This is a genomic window from Streptomyces sp. NPDC086549 (genome assembly GCF_044746205.1).
GTDB lineage: Bacteria > Actinomycetota > Actinomycetes > Streptomycetales > Streptomycetaceae > Streptomyces.
Map to the genome: position 1 here is coordinate 14,751 of NZ_JBIVBS010000025.1, position 21,450 is coordinate 36,200.

The 21,450-nt window shown below is 67.9% G+C and carries 18 protein-coding genes and 7 pseudogenes; 9 read left to right on the forward strand and 16 right to left on the reverse strand.

The features are described from left to right. Positions 1-443 precede the first annotated feature (443 nt). Positions 444-944 carry a hypothetical protein gene (locus ACIPSA_RS45065; RefSeq protein ID WP_402646483.1) on the forward strand — a complete coding sequence of 167 codons (501 nt, stop codon included), beginning with the start codon at positions 444-446 and terminating at the stop codon, positions 942-944. Between the two features lie 96 nt (positions 945-1,040). On the opposite strand, the gene ACIPSA_RS45070 is transcribed toward ACIPSA_RS45065, so the two are convergent. Then, positions 1,041-1,349: a hypothetical protein gene (locus ACIPSA_RS45070; RefSeq protein WP_402646484.1), complete on the reverse strand. Its 309-nt coding sequence runs from the start codon at positions 1,347-1,349 to the stop codon at positions 1,041-1,043. A gap of 131 nt (positions 1,350-1,480) precedes the next feature. Next, positions 1,481-1,789: a Shedu anti-phage system protein SduA domain-containing protein gene (locus ACIPSA_RS45075; protein WP_402646487.1), complete on the reverse strand. Its 309-nt coding sequence runs from the start codon at positions 1,787-1,789 to the stop codon at positions 1,481-1,483. On the opposite strand from ACIPSA_RS45075, the pseudogene ACIPSA_RS45080 reads away from it, so the two are divergent. Continuing rightward, a pseudogene (locus ACIPSA_RS45080) lies at positions 1,727-2,331 on the forward strand (transposase); the annotation flags it as partial. The gene ACIPSA_RS45075 and the pseudogene ACIPSA_RS45080 overlap by 63 nt on opposite strands. 185 nt (positions 2,332-2,516) lie before the next feature. Here the strand turns inward: ACIPSA_RS45080 and ACIPSA_RS45085 are convergent. After that, positions 2,517-3,140 carry a hypothetical protein gene (locus ACIPSA_RS45085; RefSeq protein WP_402646490.1) on the reverse strand — a complete coding sequence of 208 codons (624 nt, stop codon included), beginning with the start codon at positions 3,138-3,140 and terminating at the stop codon, positions 2,517-2,519. Positions 3,141-3,173: 33 nt separating this feature from the next. After that, a complete protein-coding gene (locus ACIPSA_RS45090) occupies positions 3,174-3,740 on the reverse strand; it encodes a hypothetical protein (protein WP_402646491.1) in 567 nt (188 codons plus the stop codon). Between the two features lie 234 nt (positions 3,741-3,974). Here ACIPSA_RS45090 and ACIPSA_RS45095 point away from each other — a divergent pair, with 234 nt between their 5' ends. Further along, entirely contained in the window at positions 3,975-4,112 is a 138-nt protein-coding gene (locus tag ACIPSA_RS45095) for a hypothetical protein (protein ID WP_402646494.1), read from the forward strand. A 232-nt stretch (positions 4,113-4,344) separates the two neighbouring features. On the opposite strand, the gene ACIPSA_RS45100 is transcribed toward ACIPSA_RS45095, so the two are convergent. The 10 genes and pseudogenes from ACIPSA_RS45100 to ACIPSA_RS45145 all read right to left on the reverse strand — a co-directional run bounded on the left by ACIPSA_RS45100 (position 4,345) and on the right by ACIPSA_RS45145 (position 12,276). Beyond that, complete coding sequence (locus tag ACIPSA_RS45100) at positions 4,345-4,554, reverse strand: hypothetical protein (RefSeq protein ID WP_402646496.1); 210 nt, start codon at positions 4,552-4,554, stop codon at positions 4,345-4,347. Positions 4,555-4,631: 77 nt separating this feature from the next. Continuing rightward, positions 4,632-5,828: pseudogene (locus tag ACIPSA_RS45105) on the reverse strand (IS256 family transposase). A gap of 87 nt (positions 5,829-5,915) precedes the next feature. Then, positions 5,916-6,608 (reverse strand): annotated as a pseudogene (locus ACIPSA_RS45110) (IS3 family transposase); the annotation flags it as partial. Between the two features lie 39 nt (positions 6,609-6,647). Further along, a complete protein-coding gene (locus ACIPSA_RS45115) occupies positions 6,648-7,715 on the reverse strand; it encodes an IS110 family transposase (protein ID WP_402646499.1) in 1,068 nt (355 codons plus the stop codon). Between the two features lie 242 nt (positions 7,716-7,957). Next, positions 7,958-8,245: pseudogene (locus ACIPSA_RS45120) on the reverse strand (transposase); the annotation flags it as partial. 177 nt (positions 8,246-8,422) lie between these two features. Further along, positions 8,423-9,742, reverse strand: coding sequence for an MFS transporter (locus ACIPSA_RS45125; RefSeq protein WP_402646501.1), 1,320 nt, complete (start codon positions 9,740-9,742; stop codon positions 8,423-8,425). Between the two features lie 60 nt (positions 9,743-9,802). Beyond that, the gene (locus ACIPSA_RS45130) at positions 9,803-10,417 is read right to left on the reverse strand and encodes a flavoprotein (RefSeq protein ID WP_402646503.1); all 615 of its coding nucleotides are present in this window, start codon (positions 10,415-10,417) and stop codon (positions 9,803-9,805) included. After that, positions 10,414-10,881 carry an SPASM domain-containing protein gene (locus ACIPSA_RS45135; RefSeq protein ID WP_402646506.1) on the reverse strand — a complete coding sequence of 156 codons (468 nt, stop codon included), beginning with the start codon at positions 10,879-10,881 and terminating at the stop codon, positions 10,414-10,416. The genes ACIPSA_RS45130 and ACIPSA_RS45135 overlap by 4 nt, the downstream gene beginning before the upstream one ends. Further along, positions 10,823-11,723: pseudogene (locus tag ACIPSA_RS45140) on the reverse strand (IS3 family transposase); the annotation flags it as partial. The pseudogene ACIPSA_RS45140 and the gene ACIPSA_RS45135, both read right to left, overlap by 59 nt. Before the next feature lie 358 nt (positions 11,724-12,081). Continuing rightward, positions 12,082-12,276, reverse strand: coding sequence for a hypothetical protein (locus ACIPSA_RS45145; protein ID WP_402646509.1), 195 nt, complete (start codon positions 12,274-12,276; stop codon positions 12,082-12,084). Between the two features lie 770 nt (positions 12,277-13,046). Between ACIPSA_RS45145 and ACIPSA_RS45150 the strand changes: the two genes are divergently transcribed. From ACIPSA_RS45150 to ACIPSA_RS45165, 4 genes and pseudogenes are all read left to right on the forward strand, one after another. Then, positions 13,047-13,835 carry a class I SAM-dependent methyltransferase gene (locus tag ACIPSA_RS45150; protein ID WP_402646511.1) on the forward strand — a complete coding sequence of 263 codons (789 nt, stop codon included), beginning with the start codon at positions 13,047-13,049 and terminating at the stop codon, positions 13,833-13,835. Positions 13,836-14,477: 642 nt separating this feature from the next. Further along, positions 14,478-15,389, forward strand: a complete 912-nt coding sequence (locus ACIPSA_RS45155; protein WP_123972639.1) for a DUF6192 family protein — start codon at positions 14,478-14,480, stop codon at positions 15,387-15,389. 95 nt (positions 15,390-15,484) lie between these two features. Further along, a complete protein-coding gene (locus ACIPSA_RS45160) occupies positions 15,485-15,802 on the forward strand; it encodes a RacP protein (protein ID WP_402646515.1) in 318 nt (105 codons plus the stop codon). A gap of 72 nt (positions 15,803-15,874) precedes the next feature. Beyond that, positions 15,875-16,684 (forward strand): annotated as a pseudogene (locus ACIPSA_RS45165) (IS5 family transposase); the annotation flags it as partial. A 633-nt stretch (positions 16,685-17,317) separates the two neighbouring features. Here ACIPSA_RS45165 and ACIPSA_RS45170 read toward each other — a convergent pair. Continuing rightward, a complete protein-coding gene (locus ACIPSA_RS45170) occupies positions 17,318-17,545 on the reverse strand; it encodes a hypothetical protein (RefSeq protein ID WP_402646717.1) in 228 nt (75 codons plus the stop codon). Between the two features lie 831 nt (positions 17,546-18,376). Here ACIPSA_RS45170 and ACIPSA_RS45175 point away from each other — a divergent pair. Then, a complete protein-coding gene (locus ACIPSA_RS45175; protein WP_402646518.1) occupies positions 18,377-19,390 on the forward strand; it encodes a NucA/NucB deoxyribonuclease domain-containing protein in 1,014 nt (337 codons plus the stop codon). Between the two features lie 86 nt (positions 19,391-19,476). Beyond that, the gene (locus tag ACIPSA_RS45180) at positions 19,477-20,073 is read left to right on the forward strand and encodes a hypothetical protein (RefSeq protein ID WP_402646521.1); all 597 of its coding nucleotides are present in this window, start codon (positions 19,477-19,479) and stop codon (positions 20,071-20,073) included. A 236-nt stretch (positions 20,074-20,309) separates the two neighbouring features. Here the strand turns inward: ACIPSA_RS45180 and ACIPSA_RS45185 are convergent. Beyond that, a pseudogene (locus tag ACIPSA_RS45185) lies at positions 20,310-21,245 on the reverse strand (ISKra4 family transposase); the annotation flags it as partial. Positions 21,246-21,450: the final 205 nt, after the last annotated feature.

The following is a 21,450-nucleotide window of genomic DNA, read 5'->3' on the forward strand; positions in this document are numbered from 1 at the left end:
CGCCGCACACCTCCGAGATCAGGGTGTTGCGACGACCGGTTGAATCCACCTTGCGCCCCGTTGTCGCTGTGAAATATCGCCCCGCGCAGACCGTCCCCGCCACGGGCCCTCGCTGCGGCCCTGAGCGCGTCGGTGCCCACCTCCACAACCTCACCCTCACAGGCTGACGCCGCCACATCGACTCTCTCAGTTCCTCCAGCTTCGCCATTCCTGGGCCAACCCCGACGGCACGTTGACCACCCAGGTGTTCGACGCACCTCGAAGGTGGCCTGGCGTACCACTACGGTCGGGACCCTCGTGAGCTCAGGCGGCTCCGCGGGCGGGGGCACGGCGGACAGCCCCGTCCTGTACGTGCCCTGCGCCTAGTGGGAAGTTGGAGGGCCTGCGGTGGTCGGGTTGGCTCTCGGCCGCAGGCCTTCGACTCGCTGGAGAGAGGATCGACCGTGACCTCGGACCACGACATGCTGTGGCGTCGCTGCGCGCACCTGGGCCGTGTCCTGCTGCCGCTGGTGGACCAGGAACCGTGGCGCCAGGCCCGTCGCCACGAGAACCTGCAGACCTGGGACATCGACATTACGGAAGGCGAGCGGCTGATCGAGGTCTTCGCGGCCCTGGCCGCCCACGCCATCGCGGCGGACGCTTCCATGTCCGCCGCAGAACTTGACGCTCTGCCCCTCAGCGGCGTGGCCGACGCGGCAACCGGCAAACGCGACATCGAACTGCTCGCCGGGCTCCCGGATGCCTTCGCCGACAGCCGTGACGAACAGGCCGTCAGCCTCTTCCGCCTGTACGCCTACAAGGGCGGGCAGGCCAGCCGCAGGCTCTTCCAGCTGAGCAGGGAACTACGCCATGCGCTGGTCACCCTCGCCGAACGCTCGCCGGTGCCGACCCCCACGTGCGGGGACGTCTTCCGTCAGGCGGCCGAAGCCGGCCTGCCGCAGTGACCACAGTCGGCCGCCGTCTCGCAGCCTGCCGTGCGGACCACAGCGTGGACCAGGCCGCGAGGCCGCAGGAGCCGGCGGCCGCCGCCGGTACGTCGATCAGGTGGTCACGAGCTGTTCGAGCTGCTCGGCCAGGATGGGGTTCGGCTGTGGCACGAGTCCGTAGTCGTCGCAGCTTGCGGTCAGGTTCTCAATGGTGTGCCGCAGTGCGGTGTCCTCGTGGGCGCGCAGGGGGCAGGTGTTGTAGGGCTGCAGGTCCAGGACGGTGTCTGCTCGGAGACGGTACTGGCCGGGGTCGCGTTGGACGTGTGTGACCTGGTCGGCCCAGAGCGTGGCGTCGCGGAGTTCACCGCGGAGCAGGTGGAGGAGGTGGAGGCAGTAGACGGACAACTGAGGCTGTTCGTCCACAACTGTCAGGCGCCGCGCCGACAAGCTCGGCCCCGAGCGGCGCGCGGAACTCGACGCACTCGGCATGCGCTTGGAGCAGCAGCCGTCTACTGGACACACCCACAGGCCACCCAGACCGGTGGCTGGGAGTCTTAGCGATCTTCGACGATGAAGCACGCCCGCTGGTAGAGCTCGTCGAACGTGATGATCTCGACGTCCTGGATCGATGTCCGGTACAGCTCGAAGGAGTTGATCTTCTCCGGGTTCACGGCGCCGTTGTGGGTGAACTCGCGCAGGCTCCCGATCACCACGACCTGCCGGGGCCGGGTGGTGGACAGTTCGACGCCGGTCGGGGTGCCGTCGTCGTCGTAGATCCGTCCAACGCTACGCCCGCATGCCCGCAGGCCCTGCGCATCGCCCCCGCCTACCGGCCCACCCTCGTCGACCCCTACCGCAACCATCTGCGCGAACGGCGCCAGGCCGACCCCGCCATCCCCGTCACCCAACTGCTGCGGGAGATACGGGAGTTGGGCTACACCGGCAGCGCCAACTTGTTGGTTCGCTACCTCAACCAGGGCCGCGCCGAAGGCGACCGCCCCGTCACCACCCCGCGCCACGCCACGCCAGCCGCCTCCTGCTCACCAACCCCGAGAATCTGCGCCCGAAGGAAACGACCCTGTTGGAGAACATCGCCGCGGCCTGCCCGGAGATGACCGCACTCGCCGATCTCTCACGCGGCTTCGCCGCCCTGCTGAAACCTGCCGAGGGCAACGACGTCAAACTCACCGAGTGGATCACCACCGCACGCGCCGTCGACCTGCCCCACCTGCGCAGTCTCACCAGCGGACTCGAAATCGACCGGGCCACCGTGGACGCCGGCCTCACCCTGCCCTACCACAACGGCCGCACCGAAGGCGTCAACACCCGCACCAAGAGGATCATGAGACAGATGCACGGACGCGCCGGATTCGACCTCCTCCGCCACCGCATCCTCCTGCCCTGACGACACCCAGCGTCACCACCGACTACGGGCCAGAGCCTGATTCATGACACTCCCGCGCGGAACGGGCCTTCGGCCCTCGCGGCAGCAAGGGACGGGGTGCTGGCAGATTCCCCGCCATGGACACCGGAGCGTTCTGGCACCTGCTCGGCGCGGTCGAAGACGGTGGTGAGCGCCTCAACGATGTATCACCGCTGGGCGCTCTGGTAGTGCGTGATGACGTCGCGCCGGGTGTCGGCACTGCCAATGGAGACAATGAGCGGCTCTCTAGCGGTGGCAGGCTTGACCACGGACACAGGGCCCAGTGTGCTAGGCGTTTCAGGTTTAGGGGCAGCGGCTCGGGAGGAGTATTCAATGACTTCGCTATGCGTGCCGCAGTGCAAGGAGGCGAAGCCGCCCGGCGTGGCTGATGTGGCGGTCGCGATGAGGTAGGGGCCGCCGGGCAGGTTGTCCGGTTCCGCGGAGGCGTTCTTAGGCCAGTGGGCGGTGATGTTGATCTGGACAGGCTGCGGGTTGTCAGGGCGGATCGCCAGGAGTCCGCATGCGTGGCCGGTGGTGTAGGCGACGAGGTAGTCAGGTCCGCTGCGGGTCTGGGCGATGGCATGGCCATCGGTCTGTGACAAGACCGGGGTGGCGATGTCGGAAATCTTTCCGGTGAGATCGACCTGGGGCAGGGAATTCAGAGTGGTGGCCTGTGGCGAGGCGCTTCGGGTGGGGTGCGTAGCCTCACCCGAAGACGCCGAGCACGCGACGCTGGCGAGCGAAAGAGCGGTCCCTACAACAATGAATTGAGTCGCACGGATCGCCGTCACTCGTTTCCCTCCCCTTGCCGCGTTACACCGCGGTTATTCGTTCCACTGGTTGAAGCATACGCCGACGGGCTTCAGGGCCCGCCCGGTGCCGAGCTTCCCGCCATCGACCTTGCTGGTTTCGTTGAAGCTGTAAACGTCGTAGAGCGGGTATGCCTCGATTGTTCCGAATTTACCGCTCGGTACAGAGAAGGCCGTCTGGTCGGTGACCGTATAGGTCTTGGTCACGTCCCAGCCCATGCCTGCGCTCACGGCGCCGGCCGAGATGGATGCGGTCGCGCTCCACTTGGTGGCCACGGACTTCTGAACCGACATGGTCAGGGTGGTCTTCCCGTGACCAGAGGTCTTCTGGATGACGTTGGTGCCGCACTGCTCGCCCCGGTAGGTAGCGCCCGTGACCTTGGCCCAGTCAGCCATCGGCTGCACCATACCGTCAGCGTCGTCGGCGCCGGACGTCTCCGCGGTGACCCCGCCCCGCATCACGACGGTGTGCTCAGTCGGCGTGAACAGGCCGAACTCATCGGCCGCGGCCACAGTGCTGCCAGAGTCATCCACGGGCGCGGCCTGAGCCGTGCCGGCCCCGAAAAAGGCCAACGCCAGCACGCCAGCAGCGACTGTTCCTGTAATTCCCCGATTCACTTAAAGAAATCCCCCACAGATTTTCCACCTGCCCCGTATGGGCGGTGGACACGTAAAGGAAACTACACTCGCAGTGATCACCCCTGCCACACTTGAGGAAATCCCTGAGCAAGACTTGAGCTTTCCGATCCGAATGAAATCGGCCATCTGATTTGGCTCATCTCCATCCGCCGGTGCCTGACGGAACTTCCTTCTGCAGTGCCCGCCTACGTCCTGCTCGCCGCGCTCGCGGTCATCGCCGTGGTTGGTCGCCGCCGTCGCCCGTGCAGTGGTGTCGAAGGAGCGGGGCGGACCTACCCCTCCAAGCAGCCGGAGAAGAAGGCCGCCGCGGTGTGAGCGGGCGCCACCGGAGTGGGTGATGACAGCCGGGCGGTTCGGCGAGACGCTCAGCAGAAAGCCGAGAACACCACAGACCACTTCAGGGCCCGGTCGCGCAGCGCGGCCGGGCTCGCGCCGTGCGGCGGCGTGGCTGTACCGCAGCAGCTGCGCCGCCTGGGCCGCCTGGGCCGCCTGCTGGGAGGACGGGAGGACGCCGGCAGGCGGCCGGTGTCCGTCGAGTGCAGGCTCATCACCGAGGTGCGGCTGCGCCGGCCCGTGGCAGGCCTTCGGCCGGTACGGCCGCGCTGATCGGCTGGTGCATGTCCAGGTAGCGGCGCAGCCGAACGCCGGGCTCGCCGGCGTTCGGCGTCGTGTGCTGACCGCCCGCGCGCCCGCGGCCGCCGGCATCGCCGTCCTGGCCGTCCTCGATGGTGTCCCGTCGGTTGGTGCAGGCGATCAAGCTGCGGGCGTATTCGTGATGTTCGGTAGCGAGGGGGCGCTTTCGGGGGGCTCGGCGGGGTAGATCTGATCCATGCTTCACTCGGGCAGGTAGCGACGGGGGAAGGCGATCCATTCGTCGTGCAGTTCGAACAGCACGGCCGTGACCAGCCGCAGAAGCGCGTCGTCGTTCGGGAAGACCTGGACGACGTCGGTGCGACGCTTGATCTCGCGGTTGACCCGCTCCAGCGGATTCGTGGATTGAATCTTCTTCCAGTGGCGTTCCGGGAAGACCGCGAACGCGGTCAGGTCCTCCTTCGCCTCCAGCAGCATCGCCTTGGCCTTCGGGAACTGTGCACCGAGCATGTCGGCGACGGTGTCGAGCTGGCGCGGACCGCGTCGGCGGTGGGCTGGGCGAAGATCGTGCGGATCGTCGCGGCCACCATCTCCGCCGCCTCCTTGCTGATCACGCCGAATACATTGCGCAGGAAGTGAACCCTGCAGCGCTGGTACGCGGACCCGATCATTACCTTCCGGATCGCCTTGACCAGGCCGGTGTGGTGGTCGCCGATCACCAGGCGGACCCCGGTCAGGCCGCGTTCGCGCAAGGAGCGCAGGAACTGGGTCCAGAACACCTCGGTCTCGCTGTCGCCGACCATCACCCCCAGTACCTCGCGGCCGCCGTCCTCGGTGATCCCGGTGGCGATGACCACGGCGCGAAATACGATCTGGTGCTCGACCCTGGCCTTGCAGTAGGTCGCGTCCAGGTACATGTACGGGAACCGGACGTGCTCGAGCGGCCGGTTGCGGAATGCGGTCAGCTGACCGTCCAGGTCGGCGCAGATCCGGGAGACCTCGCTCTTGGAGATCCCGGTGTCCGCGCCGAGGGCCTTGACCAGGTCGTCTACCGAGCGGGTGGACACGCCGTGGACGTACGCCTCCATGATTACCGCGTTACAGGGCCTGGTCGATCCGGCGGCGGCGTTCCAACAGGCTCGGGTAGAAACTGCCCGACCGCAGCTTGGGGATGGCCAGGTCCAGGTCGCCGGAGTGGGTGGTCAGCGTCTTGCCCCGGTGGCCGCTGCGGTAGGCGGTGCGGGTTTCGGCGTGCTCGTTCCACTCCGCGCCGATCTTCGTGGCGGCCTCGGCCTCGATGAGTTCCTGGAGCATCCGCTCGGCCACCGAGCGGACCATTTCAAGGCCGTCCGCTGAACGTAGTGACTCCAGCAGGCGGAGTAAGAAGCTGCGTCTGGGGCCTGCATGACAATGCGAACGCCCTTCCGATGAGCCATCTATGCTGATCCGCAGCATCACAGGGGGAGGGGATAGCGGATGGACTGGTTCTGGTGGGTTCTCATCGTCTGACTGACAGTCGTAGGCATCGCCGACCGACCCGATCGAGGCGGCTATGCCGGCAGCGTCCAGATGCTCGGCGAGCCGAAAACTCGTGTACTGCGACCCGGCGTCGGAATGATGGATCAACTCGCCTGACCGGATGGGGTGTTGGTCGCGGTCGCTTTGCCAGAGCGCCATCTCCAGGGCGTCCAGCACGAAGACCGTCTCCTTCACGGTGGCTGCGGACCAGCCGACGATCCGGCGGGAGAAGGTGTCCACGACGAAGGCGACGTAGACGACACCGGCCCAGGTTTTCACGTGGGTGAAGTCCGCGACCCAGCAGCGGTTCGGGGCGTCGGCGACGAAGTCGCGGTCCAGCAGGTCCGGGGCCCGCTCCACCTGCCCGCCGGGCAGCGTGGTGATCACGCGTTTGCCACGGACCACTCCGGCGATGCCGAGCTCGCGCATCAGGCGTTCGACGGTGCAGCGGGCCACACGGTGGCCCTGCCGGTTCAGCTCACGCCAGATCTTCCTCGCCCCGTAGACACGGTAGTTGGCCTCGAAGACCTCGCGGATCTGCTCCTTCAACTCAACGTCCCGCACGGACCTGGCTGACGGCGCGGTCCGGCGTTTGTGGTGGGCATAGTAGGTGGAGGGGGCGATCTGGCAGTCGTGCGCACTCAGCACGCGACAGATCGGCTCGACACCGCCGAAGCGGCCCCGGTGCTCGTCGATGAAAGTTACGAGCGCGTGTGTGGCCGGTCGAGCTCGGCGATGCTCCTATGTCAAGCCGCGGGCAGAAACCGGCAGGTCGGCGTGCGCCGCGGTGGGCTGGCTGACGGTCTCGTCGGCGAGCAGGGCCCGGAAGACGCGGTCGGAGACGCGGCGACGCAGCAGGCGCACGGCCTCCTTGGGGGTCTTGCCGCGGGCCAGCTGCTTGGCGAAGTAGTCGGCGCCTTCTCCACCGCGTCGGACCTGCGTGACCGCGATCATGTGCAGTGCATGGTTGATCGAACGGTTCCCGCCCCGGTTGAGGCGGACCCGGACCTTGTTCGACGACCACACGGGAATGGGAGCCGTGCCGCTGAAGTGCGCGAACGCGTCCTTGGACTTGAACCGGGCGGCACCGGCCGTCTCGCCGATGACGACGGCCGCGCTGATCACCCCGCACCCGGGGATATCCAGCAGCGAGGGCGCCAGCGTCTGCACCAGCTTGCGCAGGCGTGCCTCCAGATGGCTGATCTGCTCGGTCAGCCTGCGGCACTCACCCACAAGGTCACGGGCGATCTCCACGACGACACCCGCGCGGCCATCGAGCTCCGCAGCCAGCATGTCGAACACACACAAGCGGCGTAATCCCCGGGAAGGAACCGGGAGCTCCGGGTCGATCTCGTGCAGGAACCAGCGCAGCTTGTTCGCCGCAGCGGTCCGGCTCCGCACCAGGCGCCGGCGATGGTCGACCAGCAGCTTGACGTCCCGTGCGGGTCCGGCGAGGCTGGCGCGCGGCAGCTCGGGTTCTCGCAGGGCCACCCGTGCGACCGCCTCGGCGTCGATCGGGTCGGACTTGCCCCGCTCCCGGGCCGAGCGTCGGGCCCCGGCCATGAGCCGCGTATGCACCCGCACCACCGCATGGCCGGCAAGCAGAAGATCCGCCTCGAACCGCCGGGTCAGATGGCGGCAGTCCTCGATAGCCAGCAGGACCTGCCCGAACCGGGCAATCCACTTGAGCGCCTGGACATGACCGGACGGAGTGGCCTTGACGGTGATCTCGTCCGCCCTGCGTCCCAGCTGGTCGACCGCAACCAGCGTATGCGTCTTCTTGTGACCGTCGATGCCGACAACGTGCAAGGGAACCTCCGCTGGCCGGTGGGGCATTGATCGACGCCTCCACCGCGGGGGCACGCCTCAATCGGGCTCGCGCGGCACGCTCCTATCAGGCCACTCCGGGGCAGAGGCCCGGGCCGGCGGGGCGGCACATCGCCGACAAGCCACCGTTACCGGGGCAGCAAAGAAACGAGCCAGCCCCGCCGGTACCTGTCACTGTGTCACCACCCGAAGGCCCGTGTCTCAGAGACTGTCATTGACGCGAAGAAACTTGCCGCCGCCTTCAGGATCTCGTTCGCCCGCTTCAGCTCGGCGATCTCCTTCTTCATCGCCTTGATCTGTGCGGACTCCTCCGTCGTGGTGCCCGGACGGGCACCGTGGTCGATCTGGTCCTGCCGGACCCACTTGCGCAGTGTCTCGGTCGTACCGATGCCCAGTTTCTGGGCGACCGCTTTCATCGCGGCCCACTCGGTGTCGTACTCCGGCCGCACCTCGGCGACCATCCGCACAGCACGACGACGCAGCTCAAGCGGGTACTGGGAAGGACGTGGCATGACTCGATCCTCTCAAATGATCGAGTCCCTATCGAACCCGGAACGGTTCACAACATTCTCTAAACGCACAGGCCGCCGTCACAACTCCTATCGCCGGCGGAACGGAACCGCTTTCAGGTGACCTCGTAAAAGTTCGGCTTGCCTGGGCTGTCAGGTGCCGACAGGCCCGCATGCCTCCTAATTCTCAGTGGTGATCTCGCCGCTCGGTACGTCGTGCGATCCGGCTCCGGATCGCTTCTCTGAGGCACGGAAGTCGGCGTCGTCGAATCCCCGGATCTCCGGGCTCATCTGGTTCGCCACAGCCAGCAGCACGAACACGGCGGCAAGGCCAAGGACGGGCACGGTCGGCGAGAAGTGGTCCGCCAGGGCTCCGCAGACCAGCGGAGCGAGCCACTTCAGACACTGAGCGGCCATCGACACCGCCGTCATCACCCGGCCGGTCATCCGGTCAGGGACGATTCCCGCCATCCGCGCCTGGAACGTGACGTTGAGCGGAGTCATGAAGAACAGCAGTCCGCCGAAGCAGAGCGCGGCCAGCCAGGGCTGGGACGCAAGCATGGCGACGCCGACCGTGCCCGCGGCCATGAGCCAGGACATGGTGAGGATGATCCGCAAGCCGGACACCCGCTGAACGATCCAGCCCGCGACCAGCGCGCCCAGCAGACCGCAGGCCGCCACGATTGCCTGTGCGGACCCGATGACCGACGCTGAGGCCCCGTGGTGCCGCAACACCACCACAAACATGAAGACGAGGCCGGCGAGCGCGCAGTTCGACAGCGCCGCCCAAAACAGTGCGAACCGCAGGAAGGAGTCCCGCCACAGGAACCGAAGCCCTTCGCTCACGTCCTGGCGCACGGACGAGGGCCATGCTCCTCCCTCTCCCTCCGGCCGGTCGGGTCCCAGCGGGCTGCGGATAAACACCGCGGCCAGCGTGACGAAGAAGTAGGACACCGCGTCGAAGGCGAAGGGGATCCAGCGGCTGAATGCGAACAGCAGACCGCCGAAGGGAGGGCCGACGAGCTGCGCTCCCATGCCGCGCGCGTGTTCCCTTGCATAGGCCACCTTGAGTTGGTCGGGCGGAACGATCCGACGCAAGGCCGGAGCCTCCGCCGCGTCATGCGCCGCCGACATGACTCCCTGAACCAGTGCGGTGACGGCTATTTGCCACACCCACACATGTCCGTCGGCCACGGCGCCGGCCACCGCCGCCATGAAGACCAGTTGCACCACCGTGGAAACCATCAGCAGGGAGCGCCGCGACGCGCGGTCGGCCGCCACCCCGGCCGGCAAAGAGGCGCAAAGGTAGCCCGCGTTGGTGCAGGCCGCAACGATGCCGGCCGAGGACGCGGACCCCGTGGCGCCGAGAATGAGCAGCGGGTAGGCGAGCTGGCTGACGCTGCTGCCGAGTTGAGAGACGGCGGAACCGCCCCACCACAGGTTGTAGTCCCGGTTGCGCCATAGGGGCTGCGCCCCGGACTCGGACTCGGACCTCAGCACGCCGGCTCCCCCGGAAGTCGTGAACTGGTAGCAGTTCCAGGCAGGTTGACGCCCGTCACCCTAACTCCGCCTCGAGCCGATCGGCCGTCCGAAGCATGCTGACGAGTTGGACGATCCGTTCGGCGTGTGCAGTCCGGGATGCGTCCGGACCGTCCCGGTGGACGTCTCGTAGCCCGGCACCCGCGGCGGCTCGATGACGTGGAACCCGTCCGCGCGCAGCTGGGCTACGTTGCGCTGAACGCTGGGTTTCTCCCACATGCGCGTGTTCATGCTGGGGAAGACGACGGCACGGCCGGAATACGCCAGGAGCGCTGTGTTGATGAGGTCTCCGGCCAGCCCGACCGCCGTGCGGGCCAGGAAGTTCGCGGTGGCCGGCAGGACGACGAATTCGTCCGCCCAGTCCGCGAGTGCCACGTGTCCCGGGTCGAACTTGACCGCGGGATCGTCGTCCAGCAGAACCTCGTCGCAGAACAATTCTATCGAGCTCGGCACGACCAGACGGCTTGCCGCAGGCGTGAGGACGACACGAATGCGGGCGAATGGCAGGGAGCGAAAGGCGACCAGGTACCGATGCAGGTTCACGACATTCACCGCACCGCAAGCCGCCACGAGCAGGTTGAGTCCCTCGCGGCCCGGGACTGCGGAACGCTCATCTACGTCTGGTGCGATGCTCATGCGGCGACCGGCTCGGCCGCAACGGTCATTCCCTGGCGCGCTGCGGCAAGGTCGAAACGACCCTCAAAGTTGTGCTTGTAGCTGGGGCAGGGCGGCTGCCCCTCGGACCACAGCTTGGGGCAGCTGCCGCCGCAGGTGGGCAGCAGAGGGCAGGAGCGGCACCAGGTCTTTCCGGCCTCGACCGTGTCGTTCCAGTCGTCGAAGGGGCCTTCAGGGCGGAACACGGGCAGGTCCGCGTCGTCGATGTGGGCGAGCGGGAGCGAGCGCTCCGCCTCCGGTACCAGGGGGTACTCACTGCACGAGAAGATGTTGCCGGTGCTGCTGATGATCTCAGCGGAGGCCCTGGTCGCGGGGCACAGGGCGGTGGTCGGCAGGGTGGGAAGCAGGAGATACCGCAGCCCTCTGCGCTGCTTGCGCCCCGTTGTCGCTGTGAAATATCGCCCCGCGCAGACCGTCCCCGCCACGGGCCCTCGCTGCGGCCCTGAGCGCGTCGGTGACCAGCGAGGTCCGCATGTGATCGGCGATCGACCAGCCCGTCAGGCGTTTCGAGCACAGGCCAACACCGTTGCCGGATAAAGGAATTGGCCATTGCCGACCGGGCGACAGGCGCTGTCTCCCACGTATCTGGTGTTCGGCTCCTGGGCAGTGAAGTCCCGCTGGAGCAGGTCCGGCACCGGTGTCGCCGACGGCTCGGGAATGGTGGTGCGGACCTTCTTGCGCAGGTGCAGCCCGACGATGTGGAACGTGCGCATGACGCGCTCGACCCGCTTGTGATTGACCGGCTTCCCGGCCTCCTTCAACTCGGCGGTGAGGCGCGGAACCCCATAGGTGCCGTCCGATTCCCGATGGATCCGGTTGATGTGCTCGGCGAGCTCGGCATCCGCCCTCGCCCGGCCGGCCCGCGCGGACGCGCCGGCCAGCCACCGGTAGAAGCCGCAACGCGAGACCGCGAGTATCCGGCACAGCCGCTTGACGTCGAAGGCGCCACGGTGATCCTCGACGAACTGGAAGCGGCTGCTCACCAACTGGTCTCCGCCGCAAAATACTTCACGGCCCTCCGCAGGATCTCCCGCTCGAGCTCGAGTTCCTTCACCCGCGCCCGCAGCTGCCGGTTCTCCTTCTCCATCGCGGTGGCCTCCACCGCCCCGGGCCGGGTGGCCTGCTCGGCATCCCGCACCCACGTGCGGAGTGTCTCGTGGTTGACGCCCAGGTCCTTGGCCACCGACGCGTACGTCCCACCCGGGCTCGAGTGATACAGCGCAACGGCATCGGCCCGGAGCTCAGGCGAGTACTTCGACGTCCCCAACGGGAACTCCTGTCCTATGGATCATCACGATCCAATGATCAGGGTGTCCACGCTCAAGGGGAAACGCCCGTGTGGGGTCTGTACGGTTGGCTGGGCCCTGTCTCACAACCGGTGGTAACACCAAGTAATGTCGGATGCGCAGAGTAATAGCTGCTGGTCGCGCTACCAGCGCCCTCGGATGCGGCTTTCAAAGAGATAGTCCCGAAGGCCAGGAGCGTCTCCCCCAAGCTGCGGGAAGGTCCTCGCAGGCGGCCTTCAGAGACATGACGCTCCGTTACCACCGGATGTGAGACAGGGCCGTTGGCTGGACACACCCGGAAATGGGGCTCGATCGCAGTCGGCGCAGATGCCGGGCCGTTCAGGCAGCGCGGGGCGGGGCGCCAAGTCGCCTCCATGGCCCGGTGTAGCGGGCGTCGCAGCCGGTGCAGTGGGCGAGGTAGAGAGCGGACGCTGGGGTGTGGACGGGGGCGGGTTCGACGGCGTAGCGGTGTTCCTCGATGACCGTGGTCAGGGCGGGCCACGGGGTGGGGCAGGTGCAGCCTGGGTCGTTCATGTGCGGTCGGTGTCCTCCCGGGTCTGGTAGCGGCGGCTGTTGGGCTGGCGTTCGATGCCCCGGGTGACGGCGTCGACATCCTGGTCGGTATAGGCGGTGCGGAGGCCGGAGACGGTGTAGCCGCTGGCCTGGGCGAGGGGTTCGAGCTTGTAGGGGCGCTCCCCGTGGAACTCGCGGCCGTAGGCGACAAGGAGGCGGATCTCGCGGTCGGCGGCATCCTTGCGGGCACGGGCGTTGCCGATCGCCAGGAGCAGGGGGGCCTCCTCCAGGCCGTCGCACTGGGCCTGGAGAGCGCCGCGAACTCCTCACGCTCGACCGCTGCCTGTTCGTCCGCCCGCCGTACGCGCGGCCGATGCGTTCGATGCGGACCTTGCCCGGCGGGATGCCGCGGCGGGTGAGGGCGTCGTCGACGGCCCGCAGGTAGGGCCAGTGCGGCAGCCGCTGCGCACTGCCCCGCGTCAGCCCAGGAGGATCCAGCATCATCACGGCACCTCGCTGCGGGCAGGCGTGTCCGGGTGGGTCATGACGCATGCCGGTAGACAGCGGCGGGGCCGATGACGCCAGGGCCGAACCGGTAACGGATCCGGTCGACGGCCCGCTCGGCCACGGGCCGGGCTTCGCGGGCGTCATCGAGGCTGATTTGCACCTGAGTGCCTGTTCCTGAGGCTGACATGACATGACCTTGAACGAACGGCTCGTTGGATCTTCAAGTGTGAGAATGATCGGGAGCGGCCCGGAACCGAACTGATGCAGCACACGTCTCCCGCACCATGATCTCCAACGAGCACCACGAGCACGCGAGTTCCACTGGGCCTACCTCGCCGTCCGCGGTGACTGTGGATCCGCCGAAGGTCAACGACTACAACAGCTTCGCCGAGGCGTACACGGCCGAAAACGAAACCAACCTCATCAATGCCCACTACGAGCGGCCCGCGATGCTGGCCCTCGCCGGAGACGTAGCCGGCCGGCGGATCCTCGACGCCGGCTGCGGCTCCGGGCCCCTGTCCGCGGCATTACGCGATCGTGGTGCCTTGGTGAGTGGCTTCGACGCAAGTGCCGGGATGCTGGAGCTGGCCCGCCGGCGGCTCGGCGACGGTACGGACCTGCAGGTGGCCGACCTGGGCAGCCCGCTTCCCTACGCCGACGACACGTTCGACGATGTAGTCGCGTCCCTGGTGCTGCACTATCTGGAGGACTGGGGGCCGGCGCTGGCCGAGCTGCGACGCGTGCTCAAGCCCGGCGGTCGGCTGATCGCGTCTGTCGACCATCCCTTTGCCATCAACCTCATGCATCGCCAGGCCGGCCGCGAGGCCGACTACAAGTATTTCGACACCACCAACTGGACCGAAGAGTGGACCATGGGCGGCCAGACCGCGCTGATGAGTATCTGGCACAGGCCGCTGCACGCGATGATCGAGGCGTTCACCGGTGCCGGTTTTCGGATAATGGTCATCAGCGAGCCAGAGCCTGATCCAGCAGCCCGCGAGCTGTTCCCCGAAGTCATCGCGGCCACGCCGCGTTTCCTGTGCTTCCTGTTCTTCGTCCTGCAGGCCGACTAGGGCCTGTGTGATGTCGTGGTCAACCGGCTGCCTTCAGGAAGTCATTGGCCCAGATCATTGAGGATATGTAGGCAGGTCGCGTCCCGGCTGAGCAAGACTTCGACGGTGGGGCTCCCGGTGACTGCTCTTGCTTCGTACGGTGGCTGCATGGGCAGGGACGGGGTGCCGCGGCTGAAGCTGACCGTGATCACGGATGACGCTTGCGGGCCGCGGTTGTGCCGGGGGTGCGGTGGTCGGCTGATGCCGTCGGCGAAGTCGACGGCGGTGTTCTGCGAGGCGGCCTGCCGTTCGCGGCACTGGCGGCGGATGCGGCGGGCGAGGGCTCGGACCGAGGCGGTGAAGGCCGGCGTGACGGCCTCGTGTCCGCAGTGCGGAGTGGCGTGGACGGTCGGTGTCGACCATTCAGTCTCCGCGGTGTACTGCTCTCCCGCCTGCCGCAAACGGGCCTGGCACGCGCGGCGCGCGCGTTCCGGCGAGGCGTGAGCCTGCGCGTTCGATGGAGACGGGGCCGCTTCGGCCGCCGGGGCCGTACGCCCTTCTCTGCCGGGCGAGGCGGTCGGATCGTGCGAGGTGACGGGCTTCCAGGGCGAGTTGACGGCACGCGAGGGTGTTGTCCCCGGGCCTCGTGGGGGTGGTGTCCGAATGACCGGGATGGTCGGCAGTGTGACCCGGCAGCGCTACGACGAGCTGGTCAAGCTGGGGCGGGACTGGGTCGAGGCGATGAGCAGCGTCCAGTGGCAGCTCGGTGACGCGGCCATGGAGATCGAGCCGATGCGTTCCTATGGGGGCACCAACCCGTCGGGGAGCGAGGAGTTGTTCACGGTCAGCGAGGCGATCCGGATGTTCGCCGAGGACGTCGGCCTGGCGTATTCGACGGTCCGGGACTACCGGTGGGTGGCCTCGCGCTGGCCGAAGGAACACCGGCGGACGGGGGTCTCCCACACCATCCACAAGATCCTCGCCTCCATCCCCGACGAGCAGGAACGGTTCGAGGCGGTCGACAACCCCCCGCCCAGTCCGCGCGGCGGACCTGCGCGCTGGACGCACGACAGCGCGAAGCGGATCGTCGGCTGGAAGGTCGACACCCCCGAGAGCGTCCAGGAGAAGGTAGACGCGATCCACGACTTGGCCGCCGACGACCAGGTGGCCGCGCGGGTGGCCACCGATTTTCTGCGCCGCCCGGCGGTCGCCTCGAAGGCGATGGCCGACGGCACGGCCAGGCACGCCGTGAACGAGGCGCAGTTCGACCAGTTCCGCCAGCAGGTCCAGTACGGGCGGGAGGAAGCCGCCCCGCAGCTGGACCAGCTGCGCCGCATGGAGCACAGCACCCAGTTCATGGACCTGGTCGCGGCCTGCACGCAGTTCACCGTCACCGCCGGAAGGATCGTGCCGAACCTGCGCGGCGAGCCCTACGACGACGCCGAACGCGAGACGGTCCTGCGGGGCCTGGCACGGGTGAGGGCGTCGGCGGACTGGATCGAGAACGCGGTCACCCGCGGCGAGGTCGACCTGGACGAGCAGCTGCAGAAGCTGCTGAAGGGCTCGGGCGAGTAGCGATGGGGCGGGGCGTTCCCGCTCACGTTCACGCCGAAGCGGTCCTGTCCGCCCTGTTGGAGGCCCGTCCCGCCGGCCTGACGATCGTCCAGCTGATGGCGGCCACCGAACGCACCCGTGCGCAGGTCCACACCGGGCTCGCCCACCTGCGCATGGTGGCTGCGGCGAAGGGGCTTCCGCCGGTGACCTGGGACAAGACGTGGGGCTACCGGATGCTGGAGGATGCGCCGGAGGTCTGGATCGGCTACGAGCGGGCGTTTTTCGAGTCCGTCCATCACCGGGTGGAGCACTTCATCGCCGGGATCCTCCTGCCGCACCAGAAGAAGAAGCCCGACGACCCCTACATCCGCACGGTCATGGCGCAGATGGGCGCGATCGAGTCCACCCTGCACCTCCTCGCCAACCTGGAGTGAACCCCTGGAAGGCGACGGGCCGCGACCGCCCGCTGTTGGCCCCATCTTCAGGTCGCGGCCCGGCATCCCGTCATGCCGCTGCCCAGCTACCGCTACCCCTCCGACACCAGCGACCTCGAATGGGCGCTCCTGGAACGGCTCCTGCCCACCCCCGCCTGCCGGACACCCGAGGGCGGTGCTCCTGAGAAGTGGCCCCGTCGGCGCGTGGTCGATGCCATTCGCTACATCACCGACAACGGGACGAAGTGGCGCGCGGTGCCTGCCGACTTCGGCATCCCGTGGCGCACGGTGTTCGGGTATTTCGCCCGCTGGGCGAAGGGCGGCGTCCTGCGGCACATCCTCGACCAGCTCCGTCGGCGGTTGCGGCTGGACCGTCGGCGGTGTCCCTGGCCGGTCCGGGTGATCGTGGACTCGCAGTCCGTCAAGGGCGCGGAGACCGTATCGAAGGCGACGCGCGGCTATGACGCGAACAAGCACATAAATGGGCGGAAGCGGCATCTCCTGGTTGATCAGGACGGCCTGCTCGTCGACCTGCTCGTCACGCCGGCCGACGTCCAGGACCGGGACGCGGCCCGTGTCCTGCTGGCCCGCCTTCACGCCGAGCACCCTGAAATCGTCCTGGTCTGGGCGGACAACGGATACGGCGGAGACGAGTTCAGCACTTGGGCCCAGACCAGCCTCGGCATCACCATCAAGGTCGTCTCCCGGCCCAAAGACGCCAAGGGCTTCGTCTTGTTGCCCAAACGCTGGGTGGTCGAGCGGTCGAATTCGTGGACGATGCGGGCCCGCCGCAACGCGCGGGACTACGAACGCCTCATGTCGCACGCCGAAGCCCACATCCAGTGGGCCTTCATCACCCTCATGACCCGCCGCCTCACCCGACGAAACCGCCGGACCGAGGCGGTCCCAACTACCCTCGCCACAGCTGCCTGACGTTCCCTCCGCCTGCCGTTCGCTTCGGCGTCCATCGACGCTCAACCGAACGGCAACCCTGATCACTATCCAGCTCCAGGACACCTTGACCTGCGGAAAGAGGATGTGACACAGGCACTTACCCACAGCACCCCACCTGCACAAACGAGCGCCCGCGCGAGAGGGGTGCTGCAACCCTCGGTGCACCCCTCGGTGCACCGCTCGACCCAACCCTCCAGCCCCCTATGGGACCCACCAAGGAAGCAACCCGCCGGGGCCGGACAGGGCCCGCCAAGAGACCGTGCCCGGTGCCGGCCGGGCAAGCCCGTCCGGAGCTGGGCAAGCCCCCGTTCGTCGGCCTGCCCAGCCGGTGTGGAACCCCGACCCGGGTGCCGGACGGCCGTACCACGGGCCCGCCCAAGGCCCGCAACCCCCGACCATGGCAGGTCAGTGCGGAAGCGCGGAACTGGCTGCAGACAGCAAGCGTCCCGGTGCCGGGTGGTACCGGGGCCGCGACCGGCACGCGTCCCGTCTACGGGGCACCGGACTCGCACACGCGTCACGGGGATAAACGCACCCTGCCAGTGCAGGTCACGGGACTGGTCAAGCGCCCGTATCAGCCTGCCAGGTATCCACCTCCCGCTCGCCACCTGCAACCTGCTCCCGGAGCACGACGGCCGCGCCCGGCAGGCTGCCGTACGAGCCGATCCACGACGAGAACATCCGCTCCGCCGTCGACCGGAGGATATCGAGGCGGTCGCTGCCACGCTCAACAGTCGCCCCCGCAAGAGCCTCGGTTGGCAGACACCCGCCGAAGCCCTCAACGACCATCTACTCTCGATCAAATAGGCCGCTGTTGCATCACCGGGCAGCCCGAGATTGACGTCTCATCAGCCCCAGCCACCGCCCAGCATCGGCAATCCGACACCGGTCCGCCTCCGGCGCGCTACCCCGCCGCGCTGCGCGTAGTCACCCGAAAGTGAGCAACAGCCGCTGACCCACCGTCAGAGCACGGACAGCACAAAACCCCGCCCCTGGACGTACCGGAAGATGGGGTTCAGTCCGAGAGGGCGTCCCGGCATGCCTGCGCGGGCGTGGCGAGCGCGGCGTAGGTCGCGTTCCAGGCGTGCTGTGTCTGCACCAGGTCGTTGGGGAAATCGGTGGCGTCCACACCGGCATTAGGCCCGCGCGGCACGCGGTGAGACGGGGCCGGCCGCGTCCGTGAAGAAGGGCACGGCACGGATGGCGGTGCGGAGGCACCCCGTACAGATGGCATCCTCGAGGGACACCGGACACGCCAACGATCGGTGAGGTACGCCAGCGCACTGGCCTGCCGTGGTCGGGTTCATGCGCGCCTGTGACCAGGCATGTCGCCGCCCGGAGCGGCTGACCGGCGTTTCCCGGCTGATTGCAGCGGATTGAGTGTGTCCGGGGTGTTCTGTCGTGCTGGCTGCTCGCTGTCACCACGGTCACTGTCCCTGCGCCACCCTGCCCATCCTTGGCCGAAAACGACCAAAACAGGATGCGATCAGAGTTTCGTGCGTGTTTGCATGCAGCCAACGCGACGGGGGCGTACGGGAGTTGACTGCTGAGCCCCCTGTCGGACGTGATCAACACAGGGGGTACAAGTTGAAATTGAGAGCGCTGCTCACAACGGGGGCCGTGACGCTGGGGCTGCTGGGAACAGCCGGGGCTCCGTCGGCTGTGGCCGATCAGCCCAGTGCCGGACGGCTGCGTGTCACCATCGGACCGGCCCAGTCCCAGGTGAATGGACTCGCTGCCGGTCCGGCATCCAACGCCACCTGCACCATCAACAAGATCACGGTCAACCGGTTCAGCGAGTGCGAGTGGGTCACCATCCACGTCGACGTCATCAAGGTCATCAACGGGGAACCCGTCATCGAGGGCACCGTCGACTTCGACGTCAAGCACCAGATGACCCTCAAGGCGAACTCCGGGAACTGGTCGGAGAAGTTCCACGTCTCCAAGGCGCGGACCACACGTGCGGGCAGCGGTGTTGCCGCCGACATCGCCGCTGCTTCTGGAGGCGGCACCAAGGCCGCCGTCCATTTCTCGCAGGGCCACATCCTCAGCAGCGGTGCGGCGGACGGCAGCGTCGGCTACACGACCAGCATCGCTCCGAAGAAGATCAACCCGAAGGCGAAGACCAAGTACACCTACACCTTCACCAAGTCCGGCTACACCCCCGGCACCGTCTCCTACGACTCGGCCGTCTACCGGTGCGACAACTACTACGGCAGCAGGCGGGCCAGCCGGGCCGGCTGCGCCATCCCGGAAGTCCCGACCGGCGTGAGCATGGTCGGCCTGGCCCGCATCGACGAGGGCATCCGTAAGCTCCGCGCGAACGGCGGCCACTACGGCGACCCCTACGGCGGCAAGCCGCTGCACTGGATGATCAACAAGACGCAGGAGGACGCGAACCGGAAGGCGGTGTGCCCGCGTACCGCACCGCCGGACATGCAGCGCGCCGGCCGTACCTCGTGCGACGAGTACCCCTTCGCCTCCACCTACGAAGGCGGCACCCACCTTGCCGCCAACCAGCGGGAAATCACCTGGGTGAAGGTCAACGAGAACAAGGCCCAGGGCGGAACCATCACCGCGTGGCGGGGCAAGTTGCACGTCATGGACCACGATCCCTTCTACGTGATCGTCTAAGCGTCGCTACACTCACCGCCAGACAGGTGCCCCGCATCCCGGTGTGTTCGGGAGCGGGGCACTCTCTCCGTTGAAGGAGGGTTCTCATGCTGATCCGTGAAGCGACGTTCACCGTCGACCTCGGCGAACACGGCTACCTCATCGGCTTCGACGACGACTACGACTTCCCGCCCGAGATGCCGTTCGGGTGGCGCTGCGGGCCGGCCACGGAGGCCATTGCCGTCGTGCTGCCCACCACCGACACCGGCCCCTTGCAGATGACCGTTCAGGTGCACGACAGCCCGCCCGGCCCCGAGCCCGGTGGCGCATGGGAACCGGCGGAGGAGATGAGCCTGCTCGCCGACGCTCCCACCCTCTACCTTGCCACCATCGGGCAGGGCGACTTCTGGGACGCATGGCCCGAAGAGCAGCCGCCCCTTGAGGCGCCGCCACCGGCTGCCGACAGCGGTGGCTGGGTCCGCATGCGCCTTTACTGCCACGTCGACGACCCCGAGCCGGGCATCGGCGACCACGGGGAGAGGCACCTGGTCCAGCTCTGGCCGGCCCCCCAGACGCCTCCTGTACACCCCGACATCAGTGAAACGGACCGGCAGGCACGAGCCGACTACGCCGCGGATACGGCCAAGCCTGCGGAGGACTACACCACCACATACCCCTACACCATCGGCGATGAGGCCAACTGACGTCCGAGACGCTGGCAGCCCCACATTCTGTTTCCTCCGGTGAGGTGCAAGGCCAAACCGGTGCGCCGAACCCTGGCCGCAGTGACCACGGTCCGGGGGCAGGTGGTGGCCGCTGCGGACCACCAGCCGCCGCCCATGATCGTCAGTCTCAGCCGTGATGCCGTTCTATGCGCACTCTCCATCCTCAGCCGAGCCTGTCGCAGATGGGTGCAGTTCCTTTCCAGGGAAGCTCCTGATCAAGCGGTGAGTTGGTAGCGGTGCTGGTCAGGGCTGGGGTATAGGCGTCGGTGCTCACGTTCGAGGTGAAACGCCCAGTACGAATCGAAGTCGCCGTTGTCGACGAGGGCACGGAGTTTGAGGACGGCTTCGGCACCGTCCAGGCCCCAGTGGGCACCGGTGATCTCGAGCCGGTCGCCGATCAGGTGGCGGCACGCTCCTTCGATGGCGCCGGTGGCGATCGGCCAGCCGTTTTCGAGGGCGGTGTCGTAACGGAGCTGGTCGAGGTGGCCGGTGAGATAGCGGACGCAGGCGTCCACCCCCTCGCGCTTGTTGCCCGCCAGCCGTGCGCGGTCGGCCTGGCCGGTCATCTCGGCGACGGCGCGGGCGGCCTGACCGTGCAGGATCGTGGTCAGGTGGCCGGCAACCCACGCTTCGGCCTCGGCCGTGCCGGGCTTGTGGAAGCGTTGCGCCGCGCCCCAGCAGTACTCCGCCACGTGCACGAAGTCGAGAAGGACGTGCAGGTCGATGCGTCGGTCGGCGGCCTGCTGTTTGAGGAGGTCGAGTTGATGGCGGGCGCCGTCGACGAGCGCGAGCCAGGTCCTGCGGTGGTGCGGGTCGCGGGCCTCGCCCTGGTCGAAGGCATCGGCGATCACATGCTCGGGTGGGTGGACGAGGGAGGCGGTCAGCCACTTGCGGGTGGCCTTCGGCCCGGGACGCGGTGGGCGCTCGCCGCTGCGTCCCTCGGGCGGGGCGATCACGTCGTGCGGACGGCGCGGGGCCGGGGTGGCGTCGAACACGCAGGCCAGTGTGGCCATCCGCTTACGGTGGGGCTTCTCGCAGGCGCACCTCCTCTCCCCCTCGGGTGCGGCCGCCGTCGACGGCCAGGCCGTGCCTGCGCAGATCGTTGAGCGCGCCGCGATGGGAGGCGGTGCGCGCCTCCTTCCGCGCAGCTGGCGTCTTCTTCGTCGTGTGCCGGTACGTCAGGTGCGGCGTGGACAGGCGCTGGATCTGGTCCGCCGTCGCGGCCTTGAGCACCCCGAGCACGCACAGCACATCGGCGCGCAGGTTGTTCGTCGATCCCGCTCCGTTCGTCTTGCGCTTGCCCGCCATCAGCCCCGCCCTCCCGTCGTCCGCGTCCGGCCACCGGCCAGGCGCCGG